Below are 26,027 nucleotides of genomic sequence, written 5' to 3'. Positions count from 1 at the left end.
GGAGCCGATATTATTTGGGGGAACTCTATATGGCGCAAAACATCACACAACCGGATGATGCAGGTGAGCAAAGCACTGAGCTTAAACGCGTCATGGGGCCGGGGCTGCTTCTTCTGTTCATCGTCGGGGATATTCTCGGCACCGGCATCTACGCGCTGACCGGTCAGGTCGCCGCCGAAGTGGGTGGCGTGGTCTGGCTCCCCTTCCTCATCGCTTTTGCCGTGGCACTTTTGACCGCCTGCAGCTATCTCGAACTGGTGACGAAATATCCGCGCGCGGCAGGCGCTGCCCTTTATACTCACAAGGCCTTTGGCGTTCACTTCATCACTTTCCTTGTCGCCTTCACCGTCATGTCGTCCGGTGTCACCTCCGCCTCGACAGCCTCGCGCGCCTTTGCCGCCAATTTCGCCACCGTCACCGGCTTCGATTTCGGCGGCTTCGGTGTCACCGGCACCGCCATTGCCTTTATCGTTGCCGTCGCACTGATCAATTTCCGCGGCGTCGGTGAAAGCGTGAAGATGAATGTGGTGCTGACGGTGGTGGAGTTGACCGGCCTGCTGTTGATCATCTGCATCGGCTTCTGGGCCATCGGCAATGGTCAGGGCGATGTGTCGCGCGCCTGGACCTTCCAGCCTGCGGGTGAACACGGCGTCATCTGGTCGGTGGTGGCCGCCACCACACTTGCCTTCTTCGCCATGGTCGGTTTCGAGGATTCGGTCAACATGGCCGAGGAATGCAAGCAGCCCGCCCGCATCTTTCCGAAAGTGCTGCTCGGCGGCCTCGTCATCACCGGCGTCATCTATATTCTGGTCGCCATCTCCGCCATCACCCTCGTGCCCGCAGCCGAACTCGGCGAAGGCGAAACGCCGCTCTTGAAGGTGGTACAGGCCGGCGCGCCAAACTTCCCGATCGGCATCTTCGCCGTCGTCACCATGTTTGCCGTCGCCAACTCGGCGCTGATCAACATGATGATGGCAAGCCGCCTGATCTATGGCATGAGCCGTGAAGGCGTGCTTCCGCCAGCCCTCGGCAAGGTCCATTCCGGCCGCCGCACGCCCTTTGTGGCAATCATCTTCACCTCGCTGATCGCGGTCGGCCTCATCGCCTTTGCCGGTGGTGTTCCAGCGCTTGGTGGTACAACGGCACTGCTGCTGCTCGGCGTTTTCACCATCGTCAATGTCGCGGTGCTGGTGCTGCGCAAGGACAAGGTGGCGCACAAGCACTTCCGCACACCAACCATCCTGCCGGTGCTCGGCGCCGTCAGCTGCTTCTTCCTCGTCGGCCCATGGACAGGTCGCGATCCGGTGCAATATTCGATTGCGGGCGTCCTGCTCCTGATCGGCGTCGTCCTCTGGGCAGCGACAGTCGGCTTCATGCGGGCACAGGCGAAATCGGCATAGCGGCACAACGGCGCTTGCTATCTGCGTCGCCCATGATAGATCGGAATTCCGGCCTCATTTTCAAAAGGAAAATACCATGCCGGAATTCCCCACCCTCATGCTCTTTGCCGCCGCAGCCCTGGTGCTGACGGCAACACCCGGTCCGGATATGCTGCTGATCGCCTCGCGCAGTGTCAGCCAGGGCCGGTCCGCAGGTTTTCTAACCTATGCCGGAATAGCCGCCGGGACCTATTGTCACGCGATTGCCGCGGCCTTGGGCCTCTCGCAACTGTTTCTGACTGTGCCGGTCGCCTACGAGATCGTCCGCTGGGCGGGCTGCGCCTATCTCTTGTATCTTTCCGTCAAAACCGTGCGCTCACAGGGCGCGGGCTTTTCGCCCACAACCGGACTGAAACGGCTGTCCTCAAGACGAATTTTTCTTGAAGGCCTCGCCACCAACATCCTCAACCCGAAAATGGCGCTCTTCGTTCTGGCGCTCTTTCCGCAGTTCATCAATCCGGATGGCAATGCGCTCGTCCTCCAGATGGTGGTCCTCGCCACCATCCTGAACGGCATCGGTCTTCTGGTGAATGGCACCGTGATTCTTCTTGGCAGCAACATCCGCCAGCGGCTTTCCGGCATCAGCCGCTTTCCCAGACTGCCGCAATATCTGCTGGCAAGCGTCTTTGCCGGGCTCGCCTGCCGTCTGGCGCTGGGATCAAGGCAGTAGGAAAAACGGGAAAGGGATGCTCGTCAGGATCACGGGCAAAACTCAACCTGCGTCATCCTCGGGCTCGACCCGAGGATCCATCTTTTCAACGGCTGAGGGCGCCTGAGTGACTTAGGCGCGCGCCTCAAGCGTCCCGCGAACCCTCGTCCAGCAGACCGAACACATAGTCCGCAAAGGAGCGCCAGCATTCCACGCGGAAGGTGTCATCCGCCACGCGCAGCAGCACCACTTCCGCCTTGCCGAAGACCGTGCGGGTGCAGGCGCCGACCGGGAAGGCGGCAAGCGACAGGTCCTGCGGGCAGCCAGCATTGATCGTCGTTTCCGCACCGGGGCCGGAGACGATGATCGCGAGATTGCGGTGCGAGACGTCGGTGGCGGAGAAGAGGCCCGTGGTCCCGGAAAGGGCTGCCATCAGGTCGGCTTCGCCCTGGTCGATGACCAGCCACTCATCCGGGCCGATCCACAAGGCCGAGCGCAGTCCCGATGTCGCAGAGGTTTTCGGGCGTGTCGGCAGGGCAAGTTCAAGCGCCTGAGACACCGCCTCGATTGCCTCTGGCCGCGCGCGCAGCACCAGCCGGTAGGCCGGTGCCGCAGGCTTGATGGAGGTGCCGGCGGAGCCGCCATGCACGCCGTCGAGAACGAATGTACGCTTTGCTGTCGCCAAATCAGCCATTGATCCGGCCTCCTTCCTTGTCGAAGAACACCATGTCCGTCACCTCGACTGCAATCGTCTTGTCGGCAAGCGGAATGTAGAGGGTCTCACCCATCCGCGCCCGGCCATCGGCCACCAGACCGAAGGCGATGGAGCGGCCGAGATTTTCGGACCAGTAGGACGACGTGACGTGACCGAGCATCGTCATCGGCTTTGGTGAATTCGGATCGACGACGATCTGGCCGCCCTCTTCCGGCACATCATGCGCGTTCTTCGGCAACAGACCGACGAGCTGCTTGCGGCCGCTGCGGGTCAGATCCGGGCGCTGCAGACCGCGAATACCGACGAAGTCCGTCTTCTTCTTGGAGACGGCCCAGCCAAGGCCGGCATCGTCGGGCGTCACCGTGCCGTCGGTATCCTGGCCGACGATGATGTAGCCCTTTTCGGCGCGCAGCACGTGCATCGTCTCGGTGCCGTAGAGGCAGCCGCCGACAGCTTTCGCCCGCTCGGCAATGGCCTGCCACACGGCCGGGCCGTAATCGGCGGGCACGTTGACTTCGAAGCCGAGTTCGCCGGTAAACGACACGCGGAAAAGACGCGTCGGCACACCGCAGATCTTGCCCTCGGCCACCGCCATATGCGGGAAGGCTTCCGGCGACAGATCGATACCTTCCACCAGCGGCGCAATCACCTCGCGCGCTTTCGGTCCCTGCACCGCGATCACCGCCCATTGTTCGGTGGCGGAGGTCAGCCAGACGTTGAGATGCGGGAATTCCGTCTGCAGATAGTCTTCCATGTGGTGCAGCACGCGCGGCGCGCCGCCCGTCGTCGTCGTCACATGGAAGCGATCTTCCGCCATACGACCGACAACGCCGTCATCATAAACGAAGCCGTCTTCGCGGGTCATGATGCCATAGCGGCAGCGACCGGGCTTCAGCGTATCCCAGGCATTGGTGTAGAGCAGGTTGAGGAACTTCGCCGCATCCGGGCCGACAACCTCGATCTTGCCGAGCGTGGAGGCATCGAAGACGCCGACGCTTTCGCGCACCGTCTTGCACTCGCGGTTGACGGCCTCATGCATGTCTTCGCCCGCACGCGGATAATACCAGGCGCGCTTCCAGTTGCCGACATCCTCGAAGGCCGCACCTTCTGCCTCTTCCAAGGCATGCATCGGCGTCTTGCGGGCCGGGTCGAACAGCTTGCCACGCGAATGGCCAACCAGCGTACCGAAGGTCACCGGCGTGTAAGGCGCGCGGAAGGTGGTGAGACCAACCTTCGGCAGATCGCGTCCAAGCGCTTCGGATGCAATGGCAAGACCATGCATGTTGGACATCTTGCCCTGATCGGAGGCCATGCCGTTGGTGGTGAAGCGCTTGATGTGCTCGATGGAGTGCATGCCTTCGCGCACCGCAAGGCGGATATCCTTGGCGCAGACATCGTGCTGGAAGTCGATGAACGCCTTGACGCTGTGGTCGGCACCCGCACCCTCGGCAGCGCCGATCATGCCACCCGTCCAGGTGTTGGCATTGCTGCCGGAAACGGCAACGTCGCCGCCGCCAGCCGCAGCCGCTTCGGAAAGCAACGCGGAGAGATCGTCGGTGCCGTTGCAGGCGCCGATAGAAACGCAGTCCTGCACGTGCACGTCGGGCAGGAAGCGCTGGTTCGGCGCATCATATTTCAGCTTGCCGCGAGACTGCGAGAAAAGATGCACCGATGGCGTCCAACCGGCCGAGACGATGAGCGCATCGACAGCGATCTTGCGCTTGCCCGAACCGCCATTGCGGCCAACGGTCATGGAGGTGACGCGAAGACGGCCCGCCGTATCGAAGACGCTTTGGCCTGCCAGAACCTCGATGCCAAGTGCGCGTGCCTCGTCCAGAAGCTTCGCGCTCGGGTTCGGACGGCAATCGACGATCGCCGCGATCTTCACACCCGCGCGCTTCAGATCGAAGGCGGCCTCATAGGCGCTGTCATGGGCGGTGTAGACACCAACATTGTGGCCCACGGCTACGCCATACTGGTTGAGATAGATGCGTGCAGCAGACGCCAGCATGATGCCGGGGCGGTCGTTATTGGCAAACACCATGTGGCGCTCGATGGCGCCGGTCGCCATCACTACCTTCTTGGCGCGCACCTGCCACAGGCGCTCACGCGGCTCATGCAGCGCCGGGCTTGCCAGGTGGTCGGTCACGCGTTCGGCCAGGCCGATGAAGTTGTGGTTGTAGTAGCCGAAGACGGTGGTGCGGGTCAGAACCTCCACATTCGGCATGGCCTTCAGCTCGGCCAAAACCGACTGCGCCCAGTCATAGCCGTTCTTGCCGTCGATCACGGTGCCGCTTTCGAAGCGCAGGGCACCGCCAACCGTCGGGTTCTCATCCACCAGCATGACCTTGGCGCCGGTCTTGGCTGCAGAAAGCGCCGCCGTCAGACCGGCAGCGCCGCCACCGGCCACCAGCACGTCGCAATGGGCAAAGCGGCTGGCATATTGATCGGTATCGCCCTCTCTCGGCGCGCTGCCGAGACCTGCGGCGCGGCGGATGATCGGCTCATAGAGCTTGTGCCATGCCGCCTTCGGCCACATGAAGGTCTTGTAGTAGAAGCCCGCCGCAAAGAAGGGCGAGAAGAAATCGTTGATCGCGCCGACATCGAAGGAGAGCGACGGATAGCGGTTCTGCGACGACACGATCGCGCCATCGAAGACTTCCTGCACCGTGGCGCGCACGTTCGGCTGGCGGCGCGACGCATCGCGCGACACGTCGATCAGCGCATTCGGCTCTTCCGGACCGGCAGACAGAAAGCCACGCGGACGGTGATACTTGAACGAGCGGCCGATCAGGTGCACGCCGTTTGCCAGCAGTGCGGAAGCAACCGTGTCGCCCTGAAGCGCGGTATAGCTCTTGCCGTCGAAGTTGAAGCGGGCGGTGCGGGCGGGCGTCAGGCGGCCGGCACCCTTGATACGGTAAGCGCCACTCATCGGGCTGCTCCTTCGCTGGAGGAGAGAAGCGAAGCCTCATCCGGCTTCGGCTCGCCCGCCTTGTATGTCAGGTGGAACTTGTCGGTCACGGAATGGCGCGCCGCGTTGAAGAAGCGGCCACAGCCATGGATATGGCGCCAGCGCTCATAGACCATGCCCTTGTCGTTATCGCGCATAAAGAAATATTCGGAAAACTCCTCGTCGGAGATCCCGGCAATATTTTCAGGGCGGGCAATATGCGCCTCGCCAGCCCAGCGGAACTCCAGCTCGGAGCGTTCTTCTTCGCAATATGGACAACGGATCAGCAGCATGATGTTCCCTCAAAGAGAGCTTTCCGGAATCACCGTTCCGGCGGGTTGGTCACACAGGCGCTTTCCCATGGTGATGTAGGGGGAGAGCCTGTTCGTCAGATCTTCAAAATTCGCATAGGGCCGAAACGCGTTGCCGCGCCCGATATTGACCACCGCCATCGACATCAGATTGCTGTCGAGAGCGACGGGATATTCATTCTCGCCATCCGCACCCTTCGGCACGAAATAGACGAGCTTCTGGCCAAGGCTTGGAGCGCACATCAGGAAGCCCTCTTCTGCCAGAAACGGCCAGTTGTCCTCTCCCTGCACCTTGCGGATGGCCTGCACTCGAAAATCGCCAGCCTCGGGAACAACCGGACCGGCCTCGGCCGCAGAGGCCATGCACACAGCTGCAAGGAGAGCGGCTGGTTTCTTCAATGGGCAACCGCTGCGGCTGCCGCCTCGTCGATCAACCGTCCAGTGCGGAACCGGTCGAGGTTCAGCCCCGCCGCCAGCCGGTGCGGCTCGCCGCGCGCAATCAGATGCGCGAAGAGATGCGCAGAGCCAGGCGTCGCCTTGAAGCCGCCCGTACCCCAGCCGCAATTGACGAAGAGGTTCGGAACCGGCGTCACGCTCTGGATCGCCGAACGATCCGGTGTGTTGTCGGTAATCCCGCCCCACTGGCGCATCATCTTCACACGGCGGAAGATCGGGAAGAGTTCGCAGATGGCGTCCAGCGTATGGGTGATGATCTGCAGGCCGCCGGTCTGCGAATAGGAGTTGTACTGGTCGGTACCGGCACCGATGACCAGCTCGCCCTTGTCGGACTGCGAGATATAGGCATGCACGGTGTTGGACATCACCACGCAAGGGAAGATCGGCTTCAGTGGTTCGGACACCAGCGCCTGCAACGGGTTGGAGGCAAGCGGCACGCGCACATCGGCCATCTTCATGATGACGGAGGAATGACCGGCCGCCGATACGCCGATCTTCTTCGCACCAATGAAGCCACGATTGGTTTCCACACCCGTCACTGCGCCATCGGGACCACGACGGATCGCGGTGACTTCGCAGTTCTGGATGATATGGACGCCGCGATCGGACGCCGCACGGGCATAGCCCCAGGCCACCGCATCGTGACGCGCGGTACCACCGCGACGCTGCAAGGCAGCACCATTGATGGCGTAGCGGGCGTTCGCAGAAATATCGAGCGGCGGACAGTAGGCCTTCGCCTGCTCGGGCGTCAGCCATTCATTGTCGATGCCATAGAGGCGATTGGCATTGATATGGCGCTTGAAGGACTGCTGGTCATGCACATTGTGCGACAGCATCATCACACCGCGTGCCGAGTACATGACGTTGTAGTTCAGATCCTGGCTCAAGCCTTCCCACAATTTGAGGGAATGCTCGTACATATCCATGCTCTCTTCATAGAGATAGTTCGAGCGGATGATGGTGGTGTTGCGGCCGGTATTGCCGCCGCCGAGCCAGCCTTTTTCCAGAACGGCGATGTTGGTGATGCCATGTTCCTTGGCCAGATAATAAGCGGCACCGAGACCATGGCCGCCGCCACCAATGATGATGACGTCATATTCCTTGCGCGGCTCGGGAGACGCCCATTGGGCATCCCATCCCTTGTGGGCCCGCATTGCCTCGCGAGCCACGGCAAAAACAGAAAATTTGCGCATTCGCAAGCAACTCCCTGAAGACACGCTGGATTATTCCGGCTGAGACCTATGAATGGCAAATATGCGCAGTGTTCAGTGTTCATTTTGCGACGCCGCGACATGATTGTTTTGACATGCGTCATAACTTTCTCGGCACCCCTTGTATTTTCACCGAGAGACACAGTTAACGGCTGGACTTCAAGGAAACGATCTGATATTGCACCACACCAATCGCGCGGCCAACCCGGCCACACGAACGCTTTTTTGTTTGCCTGCGAATGCCTTTATTCGCATGGCAAGATAACCAACCTAAAGGAACGGGATTCACGTGCAGGTACTAGTCCGCGATAACAACGTTGATCAGGCGCTTCGCGCTCTCAAGAAGAAAATGCAGCGCGAAGGTATCTTCCGCGAAATGAAGATGCGCGATTATTACGAGAAGCCTTCGCAGAAGCGCGCTCGCGAAAAGGCTGAAGCCGTTCGCCGCGTTCGCAAGCTTGCTCGCAAGCGCATGCAGCGCGAAGGTCTGATTGCTGCTCCACGTGCTGCGAGCCGCTAATAGGCCGTCTTTTCGACGTTTTTGAATGCTTATGGGGCGGGGGCGATTATTTCGCCGCCGCTCTTTGAGTTTTACAGCATCGGCCCAAAAATCGGACAGGGTTTTCGGAAAGCACGATGCGTAGCTCAAAGAAGATAGAGCGTCCTTTGTGCGTCCAATAGGACGCACGGCGCTCTAAAGCATGTCGCGCAAAAGTGGTGACCGGTTTTGCGATAACGACATGCGAAAGAAGAAGGCCTAAAGCGTGAAGGAGCGGATCTGAAAGATCGCGACACGGTTTAGCATGTCTGAATTCGCTTTGCACGATCGAGCCTGCATAATTGGCTCTGCATGATCAGCCTTGAGAGGGAACCCATACCGCATGAACGCTGTTGATACCGGTGAATCAAGACGTCCTATCGCCCTGTTCCACGGCGTATCTCAGAGAAAAACCATGCGGCTTTCTTCCACTCTCATCCTTTGCGGCATGGTTGCGGCTCTTGCCGGCTGCGCCACCACCAACACGACGAACGACGTGTTCCAGATCGACCGCGCGCAAGGGTCTGAACAGAACATCGCCTCGCTGACTTCGGTCATCAATGCCAACCCGCAGGATCCGGAAGGCTATAACGTCCGTGGCTCCGCTTACGGCCGCGCCGGTGACTCCAAGCGCGCCATTGCCGACTTCAATCAGGCCCTGCAGCTTAATCCGCGCTTCTACCAGGCTTACGCCAACCGCGCGCTCGTCTATCGTAATATGGGCCAGCAGCAGCAGGCGCTGCAGGATTATAACAGCGCGCTGCAGATCAACCCGAATTATGACGTGGCGCTGATCGGTCGCGGCAATCTCTACCGCCAGACGGGCCGCACCAACGAAGCCTTCAACGACTTCACCGCCGCCATCAACACCGACACCACCGATGGCCGCGCCTATCACAATCGTGGCCTGATCTACCAGCTGCGCAACCAGCACAGCCAGGCGATCGAAGATTTCTCCAAGGCCATCTCGCTCTCGCCCAACTCGCCCGAGCCATATAACGGCCGCGGCATTTCCTATGTGGCGCTGAACGACGACGAAAACGCCTTTGCCGATTTCAACCACGCCATTGCGCTGGATGACAGCCGGGCGGAATCCTGGGCCAACCAGGCGCTGGTGTACGAGCGCCGCGGCGAACGCGACAAGGCACTGAAATCCTACAACCACGCCGCCCGCCTCGACCCCAAATACAAGCCCGCCGTCGACGGCCTCGCCCGCATGCGCGGCGCCGGCGCGTCGTAAGATCGCATTGCGGTTTTCAGTGGTGTGAGGACGTCGAGCCCCTGCTGTCTTGTTTAAATTGAGACAGCCTTTTTTGGGCAAGAGGCTTTCTCTTTCGGTCGCCCCACTTCGGTTTTTTCCGATAGCCCTGCCCGAGAGGTCCCACCCCCCTCTGTCCTGCCGGACATCTCCCCCTCAAGGGGGGAGATCGAACTGTTGCTCCGTCTTGCCCCACACTGCAGTCAGATGTGAAACGCGAAGAGCGCCTCTTGCCGATCTCCCCCCTTGAGGGGGAGATGTCCGGCAGGACAGAGGGGGGTAAGCCCCAGATTCAGAACTTAAAAGGGATCGCCTCCAGCTTGTTTTGTCATACCGGCTTGGCGTCGCCTTCGGCCTTCACCTCTGGCTCGGCCGTCTTCTCCTCCGGCTTGATCCGGAACCACGTCACGTAAAGCGCCGGCAGGAAGAGCAGCGTCAGCACCGTGCCGACCACGATACCGCCCATCATCGCATAGGCCATCGGCCCCCAGAAGACTTCGCGCGAGATCGGGATCAGTGCCAGTGTCGCAGCCGCCGCGGTCAGCATGATCGGGCGCATGCGGTGCTCGGTCGCCTCGATCACCGCCTGCCAGGCAGGCACGCCCTCCATGCGCAGATGCTCGATCTGCACCACCAGAATGACCGAGTTTCGGATGAGGATGCCGATCAGTGCCAGGATGCCGAGGATCGCCACGAAGCCCATGGGCGCATTGCTGAGAAGCAGTGCCGCGACCACGCCGATCAGCGCCGTCGGTGCCACCGCAAAGACCAGGAACAGGCGGCTGAAGCTCTGCAGCTGGATCATCAGGATCGTCGCCATGGCAAACAGCATCATCGGTGCGACAGCGGCAATCGGTCCCTGCGCTTCGGCGCTCGATTCCACGGCGCCGCCGATCTCGACCTTGTAGCCGACCGGCAGCGTCTTGCTGAAAGCGTCCACCTGCGGCTGAAGCTGGGTGACGATCGTCGCCGGCTGTGTCGGGCCCTTGATCGCCGCTTTCAGCGTGATGGTCGGGATACGATCGCGCGATGCGATCATCGCCTGTTCCACATCATAGCGCAGGTTTGCCACCGCCGAGAGCGGGATGAGCTTTCCGTCGGAGCCTGCAATCTGCAGGTTCTGCAACGTCTCGATCGAGCCGCGCTCCTGAGCATCCGCGCGTCCGATCACATCGATGAGGTAGATATTGTCGCGCACCTGCGTGGCGCTCGCCCCTTCGACGATGCTGTTCAGCACAGTGGCGATATCTTCCGAGCTCACGCCGAGCTGGCGGGCCTTGTCCTGCAACACATCGACCTTGACCACGCGCGATGGCTCGTTCCAGTCGAAGATCATGTTGGTGAGCAGCGGATGCTGACCGACGACACCGGCAAAGCGCATGGAGATATCGCGCACCTTCTGGATATCGGGTCCGCTGATGCGGTACTGCACCGGCTTGCCGACTGGCGGGCCGATATCGAGCAGTTTTACGAAGGCATCGGTGCCGGGAAACGTCTCGTTCAGATATTTTTGGAAATCGCCCCGCACCCGGTCACGCGCTTCCAGGCTTTTCGGCACGATCACCGTCTGGCCGAAGAAGACGTTCTGGTTCTGCACGTCGAAGGACAGAATGAAGCGCGGCGCGCCCTGCCCTACATAGGTGGTCCAGTGGTCGATATCGGGATTGTTGGCGAGCTTGTCCTGCTCGAACTTCGCCATCTGCCGGTTGGTCTCGGCAATCGAGCTGTTCTGCGGCAGGTTCCAATCGATGATCAGTTCCGGACGGTCGGAGCTTGGGAAGAACTGCTGCTGCACCAGACCCATGCCCGCGACGGACACGCCGAAGACGCCGATGGTCAACAGAATGGTCACCCAGCGCCAGCGCATGGCTGTCGTCAATAGACGCGAGAAGATCGTCGCAACCCGGCCCTTCTTGTCGTGGTGCTGCTTCATCGTCTTGGGCAGCATCAACACGCCGAGAAGCGGGGTGAAGAGAACCGCGACGATCCAGGAGACCAGCAGCGAAACCGCAATCACCACAAACAGCGTGAAGGTGAACTCACCCGCCGCACTGCTGTTGAGGCCGATCGGGATGAAGCCCGCGACGGTGACGAGTGTGCCGGTCAGCATGGGGAAGGCGGTGGACGTGTAAACATAGGTCGCGGCCTTGCGCAGATCGTCGCCCTCCTCCAGCCGCGCCACCATCATCTCCACCGCAATCATCGCGTCATCGACCAGAAGACCGAGCGCAATGATCAGCGCGCCAAGCGAGATGCGCTGCAACGAAATGCCAGTATATTCCATGTAGACGAAGGTGATGGCGAGCACGAGCGGAATGGACACCGCCACCACCAGACCGGCGCGAAGACCAAGGCTGATGAAGCTGATGACGAGAACGATGGCGACGGCTTCGAACAGCGCACGGGTGAAGCCGGACACCGCCTCCTCCACCACCGCCGGCTGGTCGGACACGCGGTTGACCTCGACGCCGATCGGCAGGTCTGCGACGACCGCCTTGATGTGTTCATCGACGGCCTCGCCGAATTCCAGCAGGTTGGCACCGGCCCGCATGCCGATGGCAAGACCGATGGCCGGCTTGCCGTTGTAGCGGAAGAGTGCCGTCGGCGGATCGACATAGCCGCGATGGATCGTCGCCACATCCGTCAGCGGGAAGAAGCGGTCATTGACGCGCAGATTGATCGATTCCAGCGCGTTTTCCGAGGCGAACTGTCCGCCCACACGGATGGCGATGCGCTCCGGCCCGGCGGTCACGAAGCCGGATTGCGTCACCGCATTCTGCGCCTGCAGCGTGGCGATGATCGACTGGCGGTCGATACCGAGCGCTGCGATCTTGCGGGTGGAAAATTCCAGATAGATCGCCTCGTCCTGCGCCCCGATAATATCGACCTTGCCGACATTCTCGATGGTCAGGATCTTGGAGCGCGCATCTTCGACGAGATCGCGCAGCTGGCGCTGAGACAGCCCGTCACTGGTAAAGGCAAAAATGTTGCCGAACACATCACCGAAGCGATCGTTGAAGAACGGACCCTGCACGCCGGAGGGAAACTCGCCCTTGATATCGCTGATCATGTTGCGAACGCGACGCCAGGTCGGCTCCACATCCCGCGCCTTGGTGGTGGGCAGAAGTTCGAGGAAGACGGTGGTCTTGCCGGCGGTCGTTTCGCTGCGGGTATAATCGAGCGATTCCAGCTCCTGCAGCTTCTTCTCGATACGGTCCGTTACCTGACGGCTGACCTCTTCGGCCGTCGCCCCCGGCCAGGCGGCGGAAATCACCATCGTCTTGATGGTGAAGTTCGGATCTTCTTCGCGCCCGAGATTGAGATAGGAAAACACGCCCGCAATCAGGAAGACGATCATGAAATAGGAGACGAGCGAGCGGTGCGCCAATGCCCATTCGGAGAGATTGAACTTTTTCACTGTACGCGCTCCTGATCGATGCGAATGGACTGCCCGTCCTCAAGCGAGTTGACGCCTGCAATAACGACGCGCTCCCCCGGCTTCACGCCCTCTTTGACAACCACATAGCCATAGGCGTTCGGCGGACCCTCCAGCACGACCGGGCGAAGCGTAACCTTGGCGGCGGCCTCATCGACAATCCACACGGCAGTTTGGCTGTCACGCGTGCGGATGGCGGTGGCCGGCAGCATCAGATTGGGTTTGGAGGCGATGCTGGCCGAAGCGCGGATCACCGCACCCAGCCGGAAGGCATCACCCGGGTGGTCCAGCGCGATCTTCGTGCGGCGCGTACGCGTGGCCGTATCGGCCTGCGGCGCGATCTCGCGGACCGTTCCCGCGACCCGCACCTGCGGATCGAGCTGCAGCGCCACGTCGAAGGGCGTGCCAAGCTTCAACTGCTCGGCAATGGACTGCGGCACGTCGATCACCGCATCGCGCTCGTCCGGCTTGGCAATCGTCACCACCACCTGGCCGACGGTCACGACCTGGCCGAGTTCTGCCGACGTTGCCGTCACCACGCCGTCGAATTCGGCGACAAGCTGCGCATAGCTCAGCTGTTCATTGGCCTTGTTGAGATTGGCCTGCGCCCGCGCCACGGAGGCGCTTGCGGTCTTCAGCCCTTGTTCCGCCTCTTCCAGTGCGGCCCGGGTGCCGGAGCGCGTTTCGGCAAGCTGTAACTGGCGCTGCTGCGTGCTCTGCGCATTGCGAAGCTGCGCCTGCGCATTGGAAAGATCCGACTGGGCGCTGCGCACGGCAAGCTCCAGCGATGTCGGATCGATGGTGGCAATGACCTGCCCCTTCTCCACGAGATCGCCGACGCTGACGGTGCGCGAGGTGAGACGCCCCAGCGTGCGAAAGCCAAGCTCGGCCTCGAAGCGCGGAGACACCGTTCCCGCAAAGCTGAGAGACTGCACGGGCATTTCCTTGGCCACCACCGAAAGCACGGGGCGCGGCGGCGGTGGGGCCTCGGACTTATCCTCGCTGCAGGCGGAAAGCAGCAGCCCCGATAGAAGGAGGGTAGCAATCTGGGTTCTGATCATTGTGCTGCCACCTTCTCGAAAGCGACCTTTTCATCCGGGCGCAGGAACTTGCCACCCTCGGCCACCACGCTCTCACCGGGCTTCAGCCCCTGCTTGACGATGAAATGACCTGTTTCATAATCTTCGACCTCGATGGCGCGCAGCGCCACTTTCGACGAGGCGGGATCGACGACCCAGACAGCCGGCCTTCCATCCTTGGAGGAAATCGCCGACCAAGGCAGCACCATGGCGGCCTGTGGCTCATAGAGGAAATTGCCCTGCACGGCAGCGCCGAGCGGCATGGGAACGTCCACCCCAAGCCCGACCTTCACCTTCACCGTTCCGGTGGAGGAATCGATGGTGGGGGAAATCTCGCGGACCTTGGCCATCACCTGCCGGTCGGGATCGGTCAGAAGCGTGATCTTCACCTCCGGCTGAATCTCGCGGCCGAGGAAGAGCGTTTCCACCACTTCGAAGATCGCGTCGCGCGGGCCATCCTGCGCCAGCGTGAAGATGGGCGATGCCGCCTGCGCCACCTGCCCCACTTCGGCATTGCGCGCGGTGATCAACCCATCCTGATCGGCTTTCAGTTCGGTATAGGAGAGCGCTTCCTTGGCGCTGCCAAGCTGCGCCTGCGCCGACCGCTCACTGCCCTGCGCGGTGGAAAGCGCTTCCTGCGCCTGATCGAGTGCCGAGCGTGGCGTCACCTGCGTTTCGAAAAGTTTCTGCTGGCGGGCAAAGGCCAGCTCTGCCTGGATGCGCTGCGCCACAGCGGCCTCGAGATTGGCCTCGGCAACCGCCAGATCCGCCTGCTGCTCTTCCGCATCGATGCGCGCCAGAACCTGGCCCGCTCTCACATGGTCTCCAACATCGACCTGACGATCAATGATCTTGCCGCCCACACGGAAGGACAGATCGGTCTCGATACGCGCGCGGATTTCGCCGGTCACGGCTCCGCCGGACACCACCTGGCTGTTCTCAACCGTCACCACCCGGACCTGGCGCAAGTCCGGTTCTCCTTCGCCTTCCTTTGGACTGCACGCGGTCAAAAAACCGGCGCTCGCAATCAGGAGCACGCTCAAAATCTGCTTCATGGGTGGGCCTTATCATCGAGATATCGTGATTGCGTATATTTGACTGACTGGAAAGTCAATGATAACTTCTTAAGCCTGCTGCACGAAAAACTATGCAGCGGTTTTGCGATAACGATATGCGATAAAACAAAGAACGAAGCGGGGACGCGAATCTGAAAGAGCGCGACTTGCTTCAGCACTATCGATGCCAAAGGAATGGGATGCCGATCACCGATGTTTAAGCTGTGCCACTCCAAGGCGGGAAAGAAACTGACGCGCGCCGAGCAGAAAGAGCTCCGCCCCGCGCAGATCCTGGACGCGGCCTTTACCGAATTCGTCAAGAACGGGTACGCCGCAACACGGGTTGAGGACATCGCCAAACATGTCGGCGTCACCAAGGGCACCATTTATGTGTACTTCGAAACCAAGGAAATTCTCTTCGAAGCCACCATCCGCCACGCCTCGACATCCTTCGCCGACATCGTCAAGAGCGAGGACACCCGCACCGGCACCGCCTCCGAAAAGATCAGGGCGCTTCTGGGCGCACTCTACGATCATCTCGACGAAGACCGCCAGAACCGCGAAATCCTCAAGCTGATCATCGCCGAGGGCCAGAAGTTCCCCGACATCGTCGCCCGGCATGAGCAATGCGTCTTCCAGCCCCTGATCGACAGGATCATCGAGCTCATCAAGGAAGGTGCCGCAGCGGGAGAACTGAAAAGCGACTACATCGCCTTCCCCGAACTCGTCATCGCGCCGCTGATGACGCTCACCGTTCTGAGGATCATCTTCGAAGAAGCCATGGACATCGACATAAAAGGCTACCGCGCCGCCCATCTCGATCTGCTTCTTAACGGGCTTCTGGCGAAGAAGACTGGGGAAGGTTGAGGGCGGGTCGGCCAGCAGAGGGTCGCGCTGACGAAAGATGCGCCGCAGTCGAAAGCTGTAATGAGGCCTATTTGAGGCGAGTGCGTTTGTGGGTCACTCTGACTTCCGCTAGTGGCCCGACCCACGCAGAGAGGTGTCGAGCCTCACATATTTTAAGTCTGTCGTCAGAGCTGGCCTGCAAGACATGATCTTGTTAAGGCAGTCCCGCATATCGCGCGCCGACCACACAGGCTGGGAGCAGACAACCAGTGAGAGAAACGTCAGAGCCTCGTCCGGAAAGCGCTCGCATAGTCCGGATTCATTGAGCTTATGGATCGCAATATCTATGTGATCGGTAGGTTGTAGCCATCCATTCAGGAGAGCCAGGGCATCCGGAAACGCTTCGCCGCAACTGACAATCAGTCTCCCAAAATTAGCTGCCATATTAGGAGTTCGCAGTTGCTGTGATTTAGGCCATATCTTCTGAAAATACGGCTTCGCTCGGTTCTCCCAGTATTCCTCTCTTTTGTCAGCCGCGCTTTCGATGGCGTCTGCTACATTCAACACCGCATTCTCCAGCGCATCAGCAGGCAGCACAAGGAATGTAGTGGCGAATTCCTTCTGCGTGATCGCCCCGTTACCTTCGAGAGCGGCATATGTGAGTAGACCGACATATTGCTCTTTCAGATCATCTAGGGCGGCGTAATGACTCGCTGTTGCGAGGAATGGGGTTTTAATAGCTCTGAGCAAGGGCCAATAGAGACGCGGTGACCACAGGAGACCGCTCCAAGCGGCGCGTGCCTCCGTTTCGTCCGCCCAATCGAACAGAGGCAAAATATGCAGCGTCGTCCACTCGGGATCGACGCGAAACAGGGTGATCACGTGGGCGCACAAGAGCAGCCGTCCGTGCCGGAACGCCGCGACCGTCGGATCAATCAAAAGAGAAAAAGCTAAAAAGATCTCGCTTCGAAGGCGCTGGCCATCCTCCAAGCCCTGCTTATACCACCACGTCAGACATGCCTCGGTCACATACCCGACAGGATGGTTGATGGCTGCAGAGATCGTGTCGGTGCTTTGCTCGGAGGACTCAACGACCGCAGATCGCAAGACTTGCTGCACAAGAATAAAGAAAATGCTATCGTCGTTTGAGACATGTTTTGCGCACGCCTTGAGCCACCAAGCGATAGAATGCAGCAAGGAATCGATCACTTCGATAGGCGCCCTGACGACCTGCGCCGAGAGATGCCGCCAAGACCTCGAGGAAAGTTGTTCCTCGGACCAGACCTGCAAAGCCTGCCGCCATCGGCCTGTCAGCCAATGGCCCTGCGAGGCAAGCGACACCAGCGCCACGGCACAGCGGGGATAGTCGTTTCGGCAACGGTCGCGCCAATCGTCGGCGTTGTCGAAATCATCGGTGTCGGGATTATTCAGAAGCCATTGCTCAAGGTCCCGTCTCAACGCCGGCGCTGACCGATACGTCCGGCCAATGTCACCATTCGACATCCAGATCGGGAACGAATCCTCTTCGCTCGGTTCACTCCATTCAGGATTTGTCGAGAGTATCGAGTTGATTCGATCATCACCCTTCTTCGAAAGGTTGGCACCGGAATTCTTTAATAGAAAAAGCCTACGCCAGACTTCTCTGTTGGTCCGCCTCATGTGTCGTTCAGCGTCAGCATCGGACGCCGATGGGCCTTTGAGTAGGGCTGCTTCAAGCCGAGCGCGCTGCTTCTTATTCATCCTCGTGGCCAACCTGGAAATCAGCTCCATTACTTCATGCTGAGTTTCAACGGACCAGAGCCAGTAGTGATCGCGAGCCAGAAGCCAATCCAGTGTTTCATCGACGCTGAAGAGTTCCGACATTTCCGTTGCTGCGAAAAACACCAGCCGCTGGAACAACGGAAATCTAAGTTCGCTCCAGCGAAAGACCTCGCGAACAGCGCGCGCGGGCATCTGATCAGCTGCCGCCAACCAGGCATCGCGCGCAAAATCAATTAACGCAGTCCAGTCTCGGTAGGTGCGGTTTTGGGGATGCCGCTTAATGGACGGCTGTTGCCAGAACGATCCGTCTCTATCTTCATCGGCTTTGCCAAGCTCCTGCAAGAGCTCCAGTGTCTCGATCAATAAATCAGTTGCATCATTTAAGAGAAGCGGCAGGGCATTTTGCCATGCATCTCCTTTGGCAATATCCTTGAAAAGGGAGTGAACGTGGTCAGCCTCCAGCACGAGTTCCCAGTCGATCTGCGGGATTTCATCCCTGATGTCCCAATCACCATCCTCCTCGTAGTGATGTGCCTTTCGCAACTGTATTCGAGGTGAAAGGTTGTCTCGCAGCTGGCGTCTCAGGCTTGATGTAAGGCCTTCATTGGCCAGCCGCTTGCGCCACGAAAAAAGATCCGGGTGGATCGACGAGTCCTTGAGGCGCCCGGACAACACGATCCGCCAGAACGGGGTCAACGGCGACGGCGGATTCTCCCCTAATGCCTCGACTATCATGTACGCGAAATTGTCGTGCAGCTTGCTACCACTGGCCGCGACCCAGAGAAGAAGGCGCGGATCATCAAGATGACGGACTAGCCACCTTGCAAGATGCGCCATGACTTTGTCGAGCCCACCGCGTCGCGCAAATGCTGGGGAAACCAGACACATCCACGGGGCAAGCGAATATGGGCTCGGACGATTCGTCAGACTAAACGAAAATTTATCGTCAACCTCACTCTCTGCTAGTACCTTGAAGCGCGGCAGATCATGCTGATTGAACCGGCTCAATGAGAGCGCCTCCAGCCAATCGATATGCGGCGGGGGATCGAAGTCAGCAAATTTCTTGGCCGGTAGTCCGGAAGGGTCACTCAGAGCCCAGATCATCCGTCCAATGAAATTGTCCTGCTTCGTGCTGCCGAGTGGCCGGGTAGCAGCATATCGGCTGACGATTGCTTCTTGCCCGCGCACGCCGTCGCGATAGGTTTCCGCCCACGCTTTGAGAGTCGCGTGGAGAAGCGGATGGCCGTCTTCCTCAGGATAAAGGATCGGCGTTACATTTTTCGCGCGCCATTGACTGTCGGTCTCTGTCTCATTTCCCACCTTGCAGGATCCGAACGCATATGCCTCTGGTGGGCTTTCGCCCAAAAGGCGATCGGCGGCAAGAGCATCCATCATGTAGCGCAGTACGGGATCATCGATGCTGTACCCGACGAAACACACCGTGTAGCTGCGGAAGAGTTCGCTAACAAATCGTGCCGCCCACCGCTCGGTCAGATACGCGAGTCCGAAATCGCCGCTGGAAACGATTAGTCTGTCTAGTTCACCGGCGGTGGCCTTGGCTGGGAGAAGGCCGTGGAGATAGACTAGTCCATCCCATCGTTTTTTCGGAACCGGCAGGAGCGGCGCGCAAAAATGAGGGATGGGCAGCTTCTGCCTCTCGATCTCCTTGACGAACAATCTGTCGAAGTTCGTCGTGATTAGCCGGATACGGCCGTCGCCATTACGAGAGAGAGTGAGAAGGGCCTCATGAGTAGCAGTGGCATTCTTCATGCGTTTTTTAGGGGTCAGGATTTTCGCAATCGCGGTTCGGGTGCCAAACCTGTTGCCGACAACCCTGCTTTCCAGAAGGCCAATTGCCGTGTCATACTGTTTGGATTTCAACGCCACCTCTTCAACTGGTGTCGGTGTCGTACCAAGCTCGTCATAGAGCTTTGCGACCAAGCCGCCGAAACCTGGGAGACCAGCTGGATAAGAAATACCCGCACCGCAAAAGAACACGACCCGCCCCTCTTCGTGTGCCAGCAGCAAGCGCTCCGGAACTTCGGGCCCATCTTTGACAAATTGCATTGTTAGTCTCCTTGAGACTTACAATTGCGCCCCTCCGCATCAGATACAAGAAGAACGGATAGATTTTCACCAGTTCACTAGTCTAGCATCGGCGCTTCACGGCGACATCTTATTCCCATTCGGCTTGGTGCGATAAATGACGACCTTCGTAAGCAAGCATGAGGATGCTCGGGAAAGATGATGTTGAGAATCCTCTCGGTGCTTTTCACCGGTCCGCCCCCAAACCCTTCCCTGCATCCCTATTCATTTGCCGCACGAAATCGATAAACGCGCGCAAAGGCGCAGGTACAAGCCGCCGTCCGGAGTAATAAAGAAACGGGCCGGGAAACCGTAGCCACCATTCTTCCATCACCGGCACCAGATCGCCTCGCTCGAAGTGCGGCCTCAGCCAATCCTCGAAAATGTAAGACATACCGCAGCCGGCAATCGCGGCGTCTATGCCGAGATCGGTGCCGCCGCCGAACTGGACGATGAGGTTGCCTTTTGGATTGATGACGACCTCTTCCCCGTTCCGTTCGAATTCCCAGGGCGGAATGGCGCGCCCTGAAAAACGGCCGAGAATGCAATCATGCGAAAGCAGGTCTTGTGGGTGTTGCGGCGTGCCTCTTCGTGCCAAATAATCCGGCGATGCGGCAAGGGCAAAGCGCTGCTGGCGTGGGCCGATCGGCAGGGCGAGCATATCCTGCTCCAGCCTTTCGTCATAACGGATGCCCGCATCGCAGCCGCTCTTGATGATGTCGACGAAATTCTCATCGGTCACGATTTCCAGGCTGATGTCCGGATAGGCCGCGAGAAACGGTGGCACGATCGCGGGCAGGACCAGCTTTGCCGCACTCATCGGCACATTCAGCCGAAGCTCGCCCGAGGTGCGGCCGCGGCTGCTCTTGACCTCGTTCAGCGCCGAGGCGACCTCTGCGAATGCGGGTGCGGTGCGCTCCATGAGGAGACGTCCTGCATCCGTCATCAGCACGCTCCTTGTGGTGCGATTGAACAGGCGTACCCCAAGCTCGTCTTCCAGCCGCTTCACCGCATCGCTCAACGCCGAAGAACTGATGCCGCTTTCGCGCGCCGCCTGCCGAAACCCTTGGGATCGCGCCACCAGGAGAAACGCATTCAGATCCGTTAAATCCGCCACCCTGCTCTCCTGACGCCCGTCGCCATTGTCCAGCCTGACGGACAACCTGTCCTGATTATAGCGCCTTGTCGCACATATGCCACCTGCCTATTTTCCAGCAACACAAGGAGACAGGCGATGAGCACGATAACAAATTCGGGAACATTCAAGCTTGGCGACCACACGGTGCGCCGTTTGGGCTATGGCGCGATGCAGCTTGCGGGCAAGGGCGTTTTCGGGCCGCCGCGCGATCGTGCAGAGGCCATAGCCGTGCTGCGCGAAGCGGTGGAAAGCGGCGTCAACCACATCGACACCAGCGATTTCTATGGCCCGCATGTCACGAACGAAATCATCCGCGAGGCCTTGCATCCTTACGCAAGCGACCTTCTGATCGTCACCAAGGTCGGCGCAAGCAGAGGCGCGGACGCATCCTGGAAGCCGGCCTTCTCACGTGCGGAGCTGACACAGGCCGTTCATGACAATCTGCGCAATCTCGGGCTCGATGTGGTCGATGTGGTCAATCTGCGCGCCATGTTCGACGTGCACGGCCCTGCGGAAGGGTCATTGGACGAAGCACTCGATGTGCTGGCGGATTTGAAGCAGCAGGGCCTGATCCGGCATATCGGCCTTTCCAACGTCACGGCAAAGCAGATCGAGGATGCCGGAAAGATCACCGACATCGTCTGCGTCCAGAACCAGTACAATCTGGCGCATCGCCACGACGACGCCCTGATCGACACGCTCGCTGCCCGCGGCATCGCCTATGTGCCGTTCTTCCCGCTCGGCGGCTTCTCGCCGCTGCAATCCTCCGCCCTGTCCGACGTGGCCGCAAAGCTCGACGCCACGCCGATGCAGGTGGCGCTTGCCTGGCTTCTCCAGCGATCGCCAAACATTCTCCTGATCCCCGGCACCTCGTCACGTGGCCATCTGCGGGAAAACCTTGAAGCAGCGACGATCGAGCTTCCCTCGGAGGCACTGTCGGAGCTGGAGAAGGTGGCTGGCTGATATCGCTGATAGAACGCGGAGCCTCCGCGAGTTGCGAAGGCTCCTGCCCCCCTCACGACAGCTCCACCAGCGCGTTCAGGAAGGCGCGCATGGCGGGGTTGGACCGTCGGCTTTCGGGCCATAGGGCCGTGATATTGTGCCGGTCCACCGCGTAATCGGACAGAACCGGCACGAGCGCGCCACGCTTCACCCAGGCGTTGGCCATGAAACTCGTCGCCATTCCGATCCCGGCACCCGCCGAGATTGCCGCCAGCACGGCTTCGCTTGCATCGACGATGATGCCGGAGGATGGCACGATCTCCACTTCCTTCTCCCCGATGCGGAAAGGCCAGCGAAACAGCTGGCCGCTGCTCTGGTAGCGGAGGCTGACGGTCTCGTGCTCCTCCAGCTGGTTCGGATGGGTTGGCGGGCTGCGCCTCGCCAGATAGTCGGGCGAGGCGTAGCAGCATAGCCGGTGCGGCATCAGGCGGCGGGACAGCAGGCGCGAGTCCGAGAGGTCGCCGATGCGGACTGCAAGATCGAAGCCGCCGTCGATAAGATCCACCATGTGATCGCTCAAACGCAGATCGATGGTCACCTTCGGATGGAGCGCGCGAAACTGCGGCAGCACCGGCGTGATGACATGCAGGCCGATCGGCAGGGATGCGGCGATGCGCAATGTGCCGGCTGGCTCGGTGCGCGCTGCCTTTGCCGCCTGCTCGATCTCTTCGGCGGCGTGCAGCAGCCTCAGCGCCCGATCATGCAGATCACGCCCCTCGCTCGTCAGCGTCAGAGAACGCGTCGTGCGCGCAAACAGCGAAACGCCGAGCTGCTGTTCCAGCCGCTGGATGCTTTTGCTGACCGCGGACGGTGAGATGCCCAGGGAGCGGGCGGCGGCGGTGTAGCTTCCAAGCGAACCGGCGCGCGCAAATGCAATCAGCCCCGTCAGCCTGTCAATTCCGATTTGTTCCTTCATGGCACTATTAAAGCGAATTACCGCATGATTTTCAAATAAAACCCGCAGTCCTATCTTCCCTCACACGACGACAATCCAAGTGAGGCAATGATGACTGAGATGATGAAAGCCGTGCGATTGCACGCATTCGGTGGACCGGATGTCCTTCTCTATGAGGATGCGCCACGGCCGCAAATCTCTGCGGATGAGGTGCTTGTTCGGGTCCACGCCGCAAGCCTCAACCCGCCGGATCTCTATTTGCGCGACGGTTATCGCGCACTTCCGCCGGAATGGCAGCCCAATCCAATCTTCCCGCTGATCCTCGGCACGGATATTTCCGGCACCGTCTCGGCGGTGGGTGAAAAGGTCTCGCAGTTCAAGGTTGGCGATGCCGTCTTCGCCATGGTCCGCTTCCCGCATTATCTGATGACCGGAAGCGGCGCCTATGCCGACTATGTCCGGATTCCCGCGTCAGACCTGGCGCTGAAACCTGCGGGCATCGACCATGTCCATGCCGCCGGCGCACCCATGTCGCTGCTGACCGCCTGGCAATTTCTGGTGAACCTCGGGCATGATGTGCCGAACCCCTTCCAGACCTTCCCGCACGCACCCATTCCGCTTGGAGGCAAGACGGTGATGGTGAATGGCGCGGGCGGAGGCGTCGGGCATCTCGCAGTCCAGATCGCCAAATGGCAAGGCGCCAAGGTGATTGCCGTGGCTTCCGGCAAGCACGAGGCACTTCTCAAAGACCTCGGTGCGGATCTCTTCATCGACTACAGGAAGACGAATGTCGAAACCGTGGTGAAGGATGTCGATCTGGTGCTCGATGCCGTGGGCGGCGCGAACATGGAACGCTTCCTCCCCTTGATCAAGCCGAATGGCGCACTGTTCCTCGTCAACCCGCTGGGCTTTTCAGCCCACGAGGAAGCCGCCCGGCGCAACATAACCGTCTCGACGACGCAGGTGCGCTCGAACGGAGCGCAGTTGGCAGAGGCTGGCCGCCTGCTCGATGATGGCACCGTGCGGGTGGTGATCGACAGCACCTACCCCTTGGCCGAGGCTGCCGCTGCGCATCGCCGTGCGTCCGAAGGCAGCATCCAGGGCAAGATCGTGCTGGCCGCCGCCTGATCATCCACTTGACCAGTCAATGCCCCGGTCGTCGCAAACACGCGGTCGGGGCACCTGTGGAAGGCAATATCCATGTTGATCATAACCGGCCATATGCATGTCGATCCGGCCGATCTGGCGCCATTCACCGCAGACCTCCAAGCTTTGGCAACCGAAACACGAAAGCGATCAGGATGCATCAGCTATGATGCGGCGGTGGATGATCCGCACGCGGGGCGATTGCTGATATCGGAACGCTGGGCCGATCAGGCAGCACTCAGCGCGCATTTGCAGGCAGCCGACACTATCGCCTTCGTCCGCCGCTGGAGCGGCAAGATGCGCGGCGAGATCCGAAAATACGACGCGTTCAACGAACGTGACATCATGGATGGATGACGCGCTTCATGAGATCGGTTGCTTCGGGGCTTCGCCGCTGAAGACACACTGACCGCTTCACCACACGCCGGAAATAAGCGTGAAAAACCAGGCTGCACTGCGGGGGAATCGCCCCGCAAATTTCCAGTAGCTGTTTCTGAGATATTGTACGCTTCGCCACTTCGTCGACAGCATCATATAGTCGAAATGGGTGAAGCGCAGCACGGATCGTGCGCGATCGCGCAAGGTTTTTTCCACCTCCGTCTGGTGTCTCGCCAATGCCCGCTCGACTTGCACGCCATATGAGACCAAAGCGTCTTCCATGGCCTGCGGTTGAGGGGCAATCAGCTCGGTTTGCACCGGCCGACAGTGAGTTGTCTGCGGCTTTGCGTCAGAAGCGGTCATGGTGACGTACCGAGGTTTAGTCTAACAAGCCAGAAATGGGCCACGGAACACAGTTTGAACAGTCAACAGTTAGTGGAGGCGTCGCGGCCGCAATCGATGACCGCCACGTATGTTAAGTTCCACGCCAATAACCTTGCTACACTCTCTCACGCTAGCCCGCAGCAAGGGGTTTGAGCTTACCCTCGAGTTCATACTCGATGCCGTCTTCATGGAAGTGGGTGGCAGCGGTACCCTCAAAATATCCCGCTACTATGCTGTTGGTCAGCCGCGATCCGAATCCCTTTCGGACCGGCGCTTTGACAGGTGGGCCACCGGTTTCTCGCCAGACGAAGCGCAACGCGCCCGCATCATTCCAATTCCAGGAAACGAAGACTTTTCCTTTGTCGCTCGATAGAGCCCCGTATTTCACCGAGTTCGTGGCTAATTCGTACACAGCCAGAGACAACCCGATTGCCTGTTGGGCGGCGAGCGTGAGGTCGGGTCCGTGGATACCGACACGTCCGGGATGATCGATGTGGGCACTCAAGGCGACGCCAATCATTTCGCGCATCGACACCTCTCTGGCATCACCGTGTAACAGGTCCTGGGCTCGACCCAACGCATTGATCCGATCGATAACGATCGTTCGTGCTTCATTGAGATCGGAGGCGTTACGCAATGTCGACGAGACGATCGCGCTTGCGACCGCGAGCGTATTCTTGAGGCGATGGATCATCTCGTTGTGCAGCGCCGCTTCCCTTTCGCGTGCGACAACCGTCGGCGTGGCGTCCGACGCGACATTGATCATTCCGACAATCTTGCCGCCGTCGTAAAGCGGGCTGTAGGAGAAGGTCCAATATGTTTGCTCGGGGAAGCCGTTCCGCGTCATGACGAGCGGAAGCTCCTCTGACCACGTGCCTTCGCCGGAAAGCGCCTGATCCACGAAGGGCTTGATGTCATTCCACACATCCCACCATATTTCTGCCGCAGGCTGTCCTAGTGCCCCTTCCTCCTTCGCTCCGAGGATCGGCGCATAGGCGTCGTTGTAAAGCAGAGTGAGGTCAGGTCCCCAGAACACGCATATCGCATGCCTTTGCCCCAGAATCAGTTCCACGACAGAGCGAAGAGCCGCTGGCCAGGTCTCCAGGCACCCTAGTGACGTCGAGGTCCAGTCGTATGCCGCAATAAGCTTGCCCATGCGGCCTTCGCCGAGCTGCGTCGCATATTGGTTCATGTCGTCGGTCCGCCTGCAACATTGAGGCTTGTCGCCTCAGATTCCAATTGATCGGTATCAAATCTCTCGAAAAGATCAAGAAGTTCAGTGATTTGATAATTGT

21 protein-coding genes are annotated in these 26,027 nt (G+C 59.9%); 8 read left to right on the top strand and 13 right to left on the bottom strand.

The window, feature by feature from the left end; translation table 11 throughout:
- Window positions 1-29: 29 nt before the first annotated feature.
- The gene (locus ACTJK5_RS00535; protein ID WP_440611612.1) at window positions 30-1,400 is read left to right on the top strand and encodes an APC family permease; all 1,371 of its coding nucleotides are present in this window, start codon (window positions 30-32) and stop codon (window positions 1,398-1,400) included.
- Window positions 1,401-1,476: 76 nt separating this feature from the next.
- A complete protein-coding gene (locus tag ACTJK5_RS00530; RefSeq protein ID WP_440611611.1) occupies window positions 1,477-2,109 on the top strand; it encodes a LysE family translocator in 633 nt (210 codons plus the stop codon).
- A 124-nt stretch (window positions 2,110-2,233) separates the two neighbouring features.
- On the opposite strand, the gene ACTJK5_RS00525 is transcribed toward ACTJK5_RS00530, so the two are convergent.
- From ACTJK5_RS00525 to ACTJK5_RS00505, 5 genes are read right to left on the bottom strand one after another with little or no spacing between them, the layout of a single operon-like run.
- On the bottom strand, window positions 2,234-2,782 hold the full coding sequence (locus ACTJK5_RS00525) for a sarcosine oxidase subunit gamma (RefSeq protein WP_112520936.1): 549 nt from the start codon (window positions 2,780-2,782) through the stop codon (window positions 2,234-2,236).
- Complete coding sequence (locus ACTJK5_RS00520; protein ID WP_440611610.1) at window positions 2,775-5,735, bottom strand: sarcosine oxidase subunit alpha; 2,961 nt, start codon at window positions 5,733-5,735, stop codon at window positions 2,775-2,777. Before ACTJK5_RS00520 ends, ACTJK5_RS00525 begins: the two co-directional genes overlap by 8 nt.
- Window positions 5,732-6,046: a sarcosine oxidase subunit delta gene (locus ACTJK5_RS00515; RefSeq protein WP_062439490.1), complete on the bottom strand. Its 315-nt coding sequence runs from the start codon at window positions 6,044-6,046 to the stop codon at window positions 5,732-5,734. Before ACTJK5_RS00515 ends, ACTJK5_RS00520 begins: the two co-directional genes overlap by 4 nt.
- A gap of 9 nt (window positions 6,047-6,055) precedes the next feature.
- A complete protein-coding gene (locus ACTJK5_RS00510; RefSeq protein WP_333631993.1) occupies window positions 6,056-6,427 on the bottom strand; it encodes a hypothetical protein in 372 nt (123 codons plus the stop codon).
- Window positions 6,428-6,459: 32 nt separating this feature from the next.
- Window positions 6,460-7,713: a sarcosine oxidase subunit beta family protein gene (locus tag ACTJK5_RS00505; RefSeq protein WP_112520933.1), complete on the bottom strand. Its 1,254-nt coding sequence runs from the start codon at window positions 7,711-7,713 to the stop codon at window positions 6,460-6,462.
- Between the two features lie 307 nt (window positions 7,714-8,020).
- Between ACTJK5_RS00505 and rpsU the strand changes: the two genes are divergently transcribed.
- Together rpsU and ACTJK5_RS00495 are read left to right on the top strand one after the other, a co-directional pair.
- Window positions 8,021-8,251 carry a 30S ribosomal protein S21 gene (rpsU, locus tag ACTJK5_RS00500; protein WP_062427830.1) on the top strand — a complete coding sequence of 77 codons (231 nt, stop codon included), beginning with the start codon at window positions 8,021-8,023 and terminating at the stop codon, window positions 8,249-8,251.
- 433 nt (window positions 8,252-8,684) lie between these two features.
- Window positions 8,685-9,509, top strand: a complete 825-nt coding sequence (locus ACTJK5_RS00495) for a tetratricopeptide repeat protein (protein WP_236760235.1) — start codon at window positions 8,685-8,687, stop codon at window positions 9,507-9,509.
- Between the two features lie 346 nt (window positions 9,510-9,855).
- Here ACTJK5_RS00495 and ACTJK5_RS00490 read toward each other — a convergent pair whose 3' ends face one another.
- Genes ACTJK5_RS00490 through ACTJK5_RS00480 form a run of 3 tightly spaced genes read right to left on the bottom strand, consistent with a single transcriptional unit; the run spans window position 9,856 to window position 15,097 of the window.
- Window positions 9,856-12,945, bottom strand: a complete 3,090-nt coding sequence (locus ACTJK5_RS00490) for an efflux RND transporter permease subunit (protein WP_440611609.1) — start codon at window positions 12,943-12,945, stop codon at window positions 9,856-9,858.
- On the bottom strand, window positions 12,942-14,024 hold the full coding sequence (locus ACTJK5_RS00485; protein WP_440611608.1) for an efflux RND transporter periplasmic adaptor subunit: 1,083 nt from the start codon (window positions 14,022-14,024) through the stop codon (window positions 12,942-12,944). The genes ACTJK5_RS00490 and ACTJK5_RS00485 overlap by 4 nt, the downstream gene beginning before the upstream one ends.
- A complete protein-coding gene (locus tag ACTJK5_RS00480; protein ID WP_440611607.1) occupies window positions 14,021-15,097 on the bottom strand; it encodes an efflux RND transporter periplasmic adaptor subunit in 1,077 nt (358 codons plus the stop codon). Before ACTJK5_RS00480 ends, ACTJK5_RS00485 begins: the two co-directional genes overlap by 4 nt.
- A 213-nt stretch (window positions 15,098-15,310) precedes the next feature.
- Here ACTJK5_RS00480 and ACTJK5_RS00475 point away from each other — a divergent pair, with 213 nt between their 5' ends.
- A complete protein-coding gene (locus ACTJK5_RS00475) occupies window positions 15,311-15,964 on the top strand; it encodes a TetR/AcrR family transcriptional regulator (protein ID WP_440611606.1) in 654 nt (217 codons plus the stop codon).
- 108 nt (window positions 15,965-16,072) lie between these two features.
- Here ACTJK5_RS00475 and dsr1 read toward each other — a convergent pair whose 3' ends face one another.
- Together dsr1 and ACTJK5_RS00465 are read right to left on the bottom strand one after the other, a co-directional pair.
- The gene (gene dsr1, locus ACTJK5_RS00470; protein ID WP_440611605.1) at window positions 16,073-19,771 is read right to left on the bottom strand and encodes an anti-phage defense-associated sirtuin Dsr1; all 3,699 of its coding nucleotides are present in this window, start codon (window positions 19,769-19,771) and stop codon (window positions 16,073-16,075) included.
- 205 nt (window positions 19,772-19,976) lie between these two features.
- Window positions 19,977-20,906 carry a LysR substrate-binding domain-containing protein gene (locus ACTJK5_RS00465; RefSeq protein ID WP_440611604.1) on the bottom strand — a complete coding sequence of 310 codons (930 nt, stop codon included), beginning with the start codon at window positions 20,904-20,906 and terminating at the stop codon, window positions 19,977-19,979.
- A gap of 117 nt (window positions 20,907-21,023) precedes the next feature.
- Here ACTJK5_RS00465 and ACTJK5_RS00460 point away from each other — a divergent pair, with 117 nt between their 5' ends.
- A complete protein-coding gene (locus ACTJK5_RS00460; protein WP_440611603.1) occupies window positions 21,024-21,890 on the top strand; it encodes an aldo/keto reductase family oxidoreductase in 867 nt (288 codons plus the stop codon).
- 52 nt (window positions 21,891-21,942) lie between these two features.
- Here ACTJK5_RS00460 and ACTJK5_RS00455 read toward each other — a convergent pair whose 3' ends face one another.
- A complete protein-coding gene (locus tag ACTJK5_RS00455; protein ID WP_440611602.1) occupies window positions 21,943-22,845 on the bottom strand; it encodes a LysR family transcriptional regulator in 903 nt (300 codons plus the stop codon).
- A gap of 90 nt (window positions 22,846-22,935) precedes the next feature.
- On the opposite strand from ACTJK5_RS00455, the gene ACTJK5_RS00450 reads away from it, so the two are divergent.
- On the top strand, window positions 22,936-23,952 hold the full coding sequence (locus ACTJK5_RS00450) for an NADP-dependent oxidoreductase (protein ID WP_440611601.1): 1,017 nt from the start codon (window positions 22,936-22,938) through the stop codon (window positions 23,950-23,952).
- Window positions 23,953-24,024: 72 nt separating this feature from the next.
- The gene (locus tag ACTJK5_RS00445) at window positions 24,025-24,327 is read left to right on the top strand and encodes a putative quinol monooxygenase (protein ID WP_274103000.1); all 303 of its coding nucleotides are present in this window, start codon (window positions 24,025-24,027) and stop codon (window positions 24,325-24,327) included.
- Window positions 24,328-24,384: 57 nt separating this feature from the next.
- On the opposite strand, the gene ACTJK5_RS00440 is transcribed toward ACTJK5_RS00445, so the two are convergent.
- Both ACTJK5_RS00440 and ACTJK5_RS00435 read right to left on the bottom strand, forming a co-directional pair.
- Window positions 24,385-24,711: a hypothetical protein gene (locus tag ACTJK5_RS00440; protein ID WP_440611600.1), complete on the bottom strand. Its 327-nt coding sequence runs from the start codon at window positions 24,709-24,711 to the stop codon at window positions 24,385-24,387.
- A 151-nt stretch (window positions 24,712-24,862) separates the two neighbouring features.
- Window positions 24,863-25,924: a sensor histidine kinase gene (locus tag ACTJK5_RS00435; RefSeq protein ID WP_440611599.1), complete on the bottom strand. Its 1,062-nt coding sequence runs from the start codon at window positions 25,922-25,924 to the stop codon at window positions 24,863-24,865.
- Between the last annotated feature and the right edge of the window lie 103 nt (window positions 25,925-26,027).

It is taken from the genome of Agrobacterium sp. 22094, from assembly GCF_052046015.1.
GTDB lineage: Bacteria > Pseudomonadota > Alphaproteobacteria > Rhizobiales > Rhizobiaceae > Agrobacterium > Agrobacterium cavarae.
Note: the sequence above shows the minus strand (reverse complement) of the source record. Positions and strands in the feature narration are given on the sequence as shown.